The sequence below is a fragment of the Qipengyuania sp. genome, assembly GCF_042095715.1.
In the GTDB taxonomy this organism is placed as follows: Bacteria; Pseudomonadota; Alphaproteobacteria; order Sphingomonadales; family Sphingomonadaceae; genus Qipengyuania.
Genome location: NZ_JBELMO010000001.1, coordinates 143,592 through 149,591, shown reverse-complemented (window position 1 = coordinate 149,591; position 6,000 = coordinate 143,592). Strand labels below are relative to the sequence as shown.

7 protein-coding genes are annotated in these 6,000 nt (G+C 61.4%); 3 read left to right on the top strand and 4 right to left on the bottom strand.

The genetic code is table 11. The features are described from left to right. The first annotated feature begins 135 nt into the window (after positions 1-135). Positions 136-843, top strand: coding sequence for a leucyl/phenylalanyl-tRNA--protein transferase (gene aat, locus ACFDTG_RS00765; RefSeq protein ID WP_375289164.1), 708 nt, complete (start codon positions 136-138; stop codon positions 841-843). Here aat and ACFDTG_RS00760 read toward each other — a convergent pair. The 3 genes from ACFDTG_RS00760 to ACFDTG_RS00750 all read right to left on the bottom strand — a co-directional run bounded on the left by ACFDTG_RS00760 (position 765) and on the right by ACFDTG_RS00750 (position 2,520). Beyond that, positions 765-1,268: a DUF2155 domain-containing protein gene (locus ACFDTG_RS00760; protein ID WP_375289163.1), complete on the bottom strand. Its 504-nt coding sequence runs from the start codon at positions 1,266-1,268 to the stop codon at positions 765-767. The genes aat and ACFDTG_RS00760 overlap by 79 nt on opposite strands. Positions 1,269-1,273: 5 nt before the next feature. Beyond that, positions 1,274-1,672 (bottom strand): NADH:ubiquinone oxidoreductase subunit NDUFA12, encoded by a 399-nt coding sequence (locus ACFDTG_RS00755; protein ID WP_375289162.1) that lies wholly within the window; start codon positions 1,670-1,672, stop codon positions 1,274-1,276. 260 nt (positions 1,673-1,932) lie between these two features. Next, a complete protein-coding gene (locus ACFDTG_RS00750) occupies positions 1,933-2,520 on the bottom strand; it encodes a hypothetical protein (protein ID WP_375289161.1) in 588 nt (195 codons plus the stop codon). 147 nt (positions 2,521-2,667) lie between these two features. Between ACFDTG_RS00750 and ACFDTG_RS00745 the strand changes: the two genes are divergently transcribed. Together ACFDTG_RS00745 and ACFDTG_RS00740 are read left to right on the top strand one after the other, a co-directional pair. After that, complete coding sequence (locus ACFDTG_RS00745) at positions 2,668-4,407, top strand: fatty acyl-AMP ligase (protein WP_375289160.1); 1,740 nt, start codon at positions 2,668-2,670, stop codon at positions 4,405-4,407. Positions 4,408-4,520: 113 nt separating this feature from the next. Then, positions 4,521-4,862 carry a hypothetical protein gene (locus ACFDTG_RS00740; protein WP_375289159.1) on the top strand — a complete coding sequence of 114 codons (342 nt, stop codon included), beginning with the start codon at positions 4,521-4,523 and terminating at the stop codon, positions 4,860-4,862. On the opposite strand, the gene ACFDTG_RS00735 is transcribed toward ACFDTG_RS00740, so the two are convergent. After that, positions 4,859-5,875 (bottom strand): sensor histidine kinase, encoded by a 1,017-nt coding sequence (locus ACFDTG_RS00735; protein WP_375289158.1) that lies wholly within the window; start codon positions 5,873-5,875, stop codon positions 4,859-4,861. The genes ACFDTG_RS00740 and ACFDTG_RS00735 overlap by 4 nt on opposite strands. Positions 5,876-6,000 lie beyond the last annotated feature (125 nt).

Below are 6,000 nucleotides of genomic sequence, written 5' to 3'. Positions count from 1 at the left end.
GTGGCCCTCGGTTTTGGAGACCGATGCTCTACCAGCTGAGCTACACCCCTGCAGCAGGCCGCGCTCCTACAATCCGCCGCCCGGCTTGGCAAGCCAATGTCAAAACCCGCCCCAGCTGTTATGGAGCTGCCTGCCATGCATGCACCCGTCCGACCGCCAGAACCAATTCCGTCCGAGCTGCTTCTGCTCGCCTATCGCAGCGGCATCTTTCCGATGGCGGACCACCGGGACGATCCGGACGTCTACTGGGTCGAGCCGCGCGAGCGGGCTGTCATTCCGCTGGAGGGCTTCCGTCTATCCCGCAGCCTGCGCAAGACCTTGCGGCAGGGCCGCTTCCGCATCAGTTGCGACGAAGCCTTCGGCGAGGTGATCGCGGCCTGCGCCGCCCCGCGCGAGGAGCACGCCGAAAGCTGGATCAGCCATCGGATCGAGGCCAGCTACCGAATGCTCCATTTGGAAGGCGCGGCGCATTCGATCGAATGCTGGCAGGAGGACGATTTGGGTCAAGATGTCTTGGTCGGAGGGCTATACGGTGTTTCGTTCGACCGGGTGTTCTGCGGCGAAAGCATGTTCAGCCGGGCTACCGATGCCAGCAAGGCGGCGCTGGCGGCGCTCGCGGCGACGATGAAGCGGGCCGGCTTTGAACTTCTCGACTGCCAGTTCATGACGGACCACCTGGCCAGCATGGGAGCGATCCCGATTGCCCAAGCAGAATATCTCCGCCGCGTGCATATTGCGCGCGGGAAGCCCGCCTCCACCCTACCTCAGGCGTTCGGTTCACTCGTTGGCGATGCCTCTTCGCCGGGAAAGCTCATCGCGCAGTCCTTGACCCAGACATCGTAGACCGGATGTTCCACAACATTGGCGCTCGGCGACTGTTTGAACAGCCATCCGGAAAAGATCTTTTCGAACCCGTCCTGCCCGCGCGGCCGCTTGACCCAGACCTGGGCGAAGGCGCCGGTTTCCTGCGGCATTTCCCACGGGGCCGTGCGTTCACAGGCCTGAAGCCGGACGATCACGTCACCCACCCGGCGCGCCTCGCCCGGTTTCAGCTCGATATCCTGCGAAAGGTTATTGCGCTTGTTGAGCAGACCGAGCGTGGCCACCCGATCCTTCATCGGCGTACCGATACTTGCACCGCCGGGTGGTACGGCCGGCGGCGTCTGGCGCAATTCCTCCGGAATGGCGGTTTCGACCGGCTCGGGTGGCGGCGGTTCCTTCGAACAAGCCGCAACCGTCAGCGCCAACAGGGTAACGAATATGCGCACGCAGTTCAGGCGTCCGGCGACCAGGCTTCGTAATCCCCCGTCGCCGCCGCGCGCTTGCCGCCGCTCTCCAGGGCGCCCGCCGGGCGATAAGCCTTGGGTGTTCCCGTCGCATTAGGGGAATAATCGGCTTCCCAGATGCGCGGCGGGGGCAAATTGCTCTCCGGCACGCCATCAAACGACCCGTGCAACCAGCCATGCCATTCGGCCGGAACACGGCTCGCATCATTGGAACCGCTGTAGATCACCCAACGGCGTTCGCGTCCGTCCCCGGTTTTCTTCTTTGATCGAAAATAGGCGTTGCCCTGCGAATCGGTGCCCACTTTCTCACCGTTGCGCCAACTGAACAGCTCGGTGCCGATGGTCGCGCCGTCCCACCAAGTGAAGATCTTTCCCAGGATGCTCATGCAACTGCGCCTAGCCCAAGCGGGGCGTCAGGAAAAGCGCCCGAATGCGATCGCGCGTTTTCGACCTACCAAGTCCCCGCCGACCCGGTATCTATTCCAATCCCACGGTGAAAACTGCGGGCAATCCCAGCGCCGCGATTGCCGGGCCTCGCGATATGATAGGCTTCATTTCGGTGGTGGTTGCGACTTCGACCCGAAACACCAGAGGCACCTACTGCGTCGTGATCGCGAGCACAGCGCCGCCGCCAACGGCGTCCTCCTCATTCATCCTCCAGCGCTTCCTCCACCCAAGAAACCAATGTCTCGGCATCGCGGGCTTTGAGCACGAAGATAGCATCGCCATGGGAATGGCCTGCCCGCATCATGGCAGAAAGATGCTTTTGCCGACGCGGTTCATCCACAATGGCGGTGTCCCGCGCAAAGGGGCCGAACCGCCGCCTGCGGGCGTAAGCCACCGCCGCCTCGCGCATATTGGCAACGCCCGGCTCGATTGCCGTGCGCAGGTCATCCGAAATCCCGTCGCCTCGCAGCGTCGCCTCGACTCGGCGGCTGCCATAGCCGCGGCGAAGCAGGCCGTCCTGTCGCATTTGTGCGAAACCGGCATCGTCCACGAACCCGCGCGACACGAAATCGGCCACGAGAGACTCGACATCGGGCGGCGCGGCGCCCTCTTCCTCGCCGATATGGCCGCGCTCACGAAGCTTGCGCTGACAATATCGACGCAGGCGGCCAGACGATGTGGCATAGCGCGCGACATAGGACAGCGCGAGCTCTCGCAGCCCATCCGCATCGAGGGCTCGCTTCGCCTTTTCGTTACGGCGTCGTTCAGACGGTCTGGCGTTTTCCATTGCTGTTTATGACGGTTTCATTGCCATATTAGTGCCATAGTCGTTATCAAATGGGAAAGTTTGAGGACCTGCAACAAAAAAGCGGGCAGTTTTTTGGGGAGCGGGTATGCCACAAGTTTCTGACAGAAAATGGGTTTCGCCTAAGCTATGACCGACGCCGCCTTGACGCCGACGCCAAATGACTGCCCGCTGCCGCGACGCAGATCGGACTTCGCGACGCTGAACGAGGCCATAGATTATGCCGCGCGCAGCGAAAAAGGTCTTAATTTTCACGATATGCGCGGCGCCTTGGAGCGCCCCTACCCCTTTCGGGAAATGCGCGACGACGCGCTGGCCATGGCCTATCGCCTGATCGCCGCCGGTATCGAAAAGGAAGACCGGGTCGCGCTGGTTGCGCAGACCGGGCCCGATTTTGCCGCATTGTTCTGTGCCTGTGTCTACGCAGGAGCATGGCCGGTGCCGCTCCCCTTGCCTACCACATTTGGGGGCAAGGAAAACTATATCGAGCAGCTCGGGGTCCAACTGCAGAGCTGCGACCCGAAAATCCTGCTCTATCCCGCGGAGATCGCCGAGATGGCTTCTGTCGCCGCCGAGAAACAGGGCTGCATGGGCGAAAGCTGGGAGAGCTTCGGCGAACGCGAGGCACCGGAGGCCGCTCTGCCCGAGGCGAAACCGAGCGATATCTGCTATCTCCAATACTCGAGCGGATCGACCCGCTTTCCCACCGGCGTTGCGGTAACGCACGAGGCGCTGCTCCATAACCTGCGTGGTCATGCCGAGGGCGTTAACCTGGGCACCAATGATCGGGTGGTCAGCTGGCTGCCCTGGTATCACGACATGGGCCTGGTGGGATGCTTCCTTTCGCTGATCTCCAATCAGGTGAGCTGCGATTATCTGCGCACGGAGCATTTCGCACGGCGGCCCCTGGCCTGGCTCGATCTCATCAGCCGCAATCCAGGCAATTCGCTCAGCTATTCGCCGACTTTTGGGTACGATATCTGCGCGCGCCGTATCTCCAGCCAAAGCAATGTGAGCGAACGCTTCGACCTGTCGCGCTGGCGGACAGCGGGCAATGGCGCCGACATGATCCGCCCCGACGTGATGCAACACTTCGTCAATGCCTTTGCCGAAGCGGGTTTCAAGGCCAGCGCCTTCACCCCATCCTACGGATTGGCGGAGGCGACCCTGGCGGTGACCGTGATGCCCCCGGGTGAGGGAATTCGCGTCGAGCTGGTGGAGGAAGAGCGTCTTTCGGGCCAGCCGCGCAACCTCGATCGCCCGGCCCGCTATCGCGCGATCGTCAATTGCGGCAAGGCGCTGCCCGGCATGGAAATCGAGATCCATGGCGAGAACCAAAGTCGAAGGGGCGATCATCAGATCGGCAAGGTCTGGTGCCGTGGCAAGAGTGTGATGCACAGCTACTTCCGTAACGAGGAAGCGACCAATGATTGCCTGGTCGATGGCTGGCTGGACACCGGCGATATGGGTTACATGGCCGATGGCTATCTGTTCATTGTCGGGCGGGCGAAGGACATGATCATCATCAACGGCAAGAACCATTGGCCGCAAGATATCGAATGGGCGGTCGAGCAGCTTCCCGGCTTCAATCACGGCGATATCGCTGCCTTCTCCATCGAAACCGAAAACGGTGAAGAAGCGCCGGCCGTGCTGGTGCATTGTCGCGTTTCCGATCCGGAAGAGCGGGTGAAGCTTCGCGACCAGATTTCGGACAAAGTCCGTTCCGTCACCGGCATGGCCTGCGTGGTGGAACTGGTTCCGCCGCGCACATTGCCACGAACCAGTTCAGGCAAGCTCAGTCGTGCCAAGGCGAAGCGGCTCTATCTGGCAGGCGAGATCGAGCCCATAAAGTTGATGGAAGCCGCCTGACCTTCCGCCGCAGAGTCGTTTTGGGGAACGAATTTACCAAAGCGGTGTTGCACCGCAACATAGGGTCACGTTTTTGAGAGGAAGCCGTGTCCAAGGGGCTGCCAGGAAAACGCGTGTTGATTGTCGAGGACAACCCAGCCCTCGCTTACAATATCCACGACATCTTTTGCGATCACGGGGCGGAGGTCATCGGGCCTGCCCTCGATCTGATGACCGGGCTGCAATTGGCGCGCGAGAACGACCTCGACGGAGCCGTGCTGGATATCGACCTGGGCGGAGACTACGTCTGGCCGCTCGCGCGGGAACTGAAGGGTCATCGCATTCCCCTGGTCTTCGTCAGTGCCGAACACCCTGGCTCCCTTCCCGATGACTTTATCGAATTCGTCTTTCTCGAAAAGCCCGCGGCGGATCATGCAATACTGACCACGGTGGAACAGCTACTGAATTCGGACTAATTTTCCGTGCGAACGTAGAAGGTCACCTGTATGCCGTCCTCGTGCCAGGTTATGTCGGGCCTGCTCTGACCCGCCGACCCCAATCGTTTCACCAGCAGAATTCCGCCGTTTTCGGCTCCTGAAGGCGCAATAATACCGGCGCAATGTTCGCGCCAGATCAGTTGCAGGACGCCATCAGTCATTCGGCCCGAAAGTTCGATCCGCCCCCCGCCCTGGGAAAGCGCCCCGTATTTTAGCGCATTGGTCTGCAACTCGCCCAAAATCAGTGCGATCTGCTGGACGGCCTCTTGCGGCAAAGGAACTTCGGGGATGTCGGCGACGGTCACTTGGTCCCCCGCCCCGCTCGCGTTCAGAACCTCCTTTACCGCCTTCTCGGCGCTGAAGGTATCGTCGCCTGCGAAGAACAGAATGTCCTGGGCGCGAGCAAGCGAGATCAGCTTGTCCTCCAACTTCTTCGCCAAATCCTTCGCATCATGGGTATGCCGCGCCAGTAGTTTGGCGACCGCACCGATGACGGCGAGCTGGTTCTTGAGCCGGTGCCGCATTTCGCGTGCTACGTCGCCGGCGCGGGACGCATTTCGCTCGGCTTCTTCCCGCCGTCGGCGTTCGTCGCGCACCACACGTCGGCGCCCGGTTACGTCAGTCGCTACGGCCAGAAGGTGGGTAATCGCATCGCTCGAATCACGGACCGGCGAAATGGCGACGTCCCACCAGCACCCTTCCTCTCCACCGGACCGGGTGGCAGCAGTAAATTCCACGCGCCGGCCCTCGCCCGCGGCATCTACGGCTTGCCTGACACTGTCTCGCGCTTCGACGGGCCAATAATCAAGCCACGGTGTGCCGAGCGCTTTTTCGAGTTTCGGGCACCCGAGCAGGGCTGCGGCGCCGCCGCTGGCATATTCGATCGATCCTCCCACCGTGAGCAGCAGGATGGAATCCCGGCTGTTCGACAGGACGGCATCGAGCACATCGCCCGATTCTCTGTGATAGGAATGTGGGAGCCCCCCGGTCACTGCTGGTCCAATCTCCCGTCCTAAATGGATATTTTCGACGATCGCGACACTTCCTATCACCGCTTTGCGGAATTAGAAAAGACCTAGGTCGATCGAGAATGGGCTCGCCTTGAAGATCGTGTCTT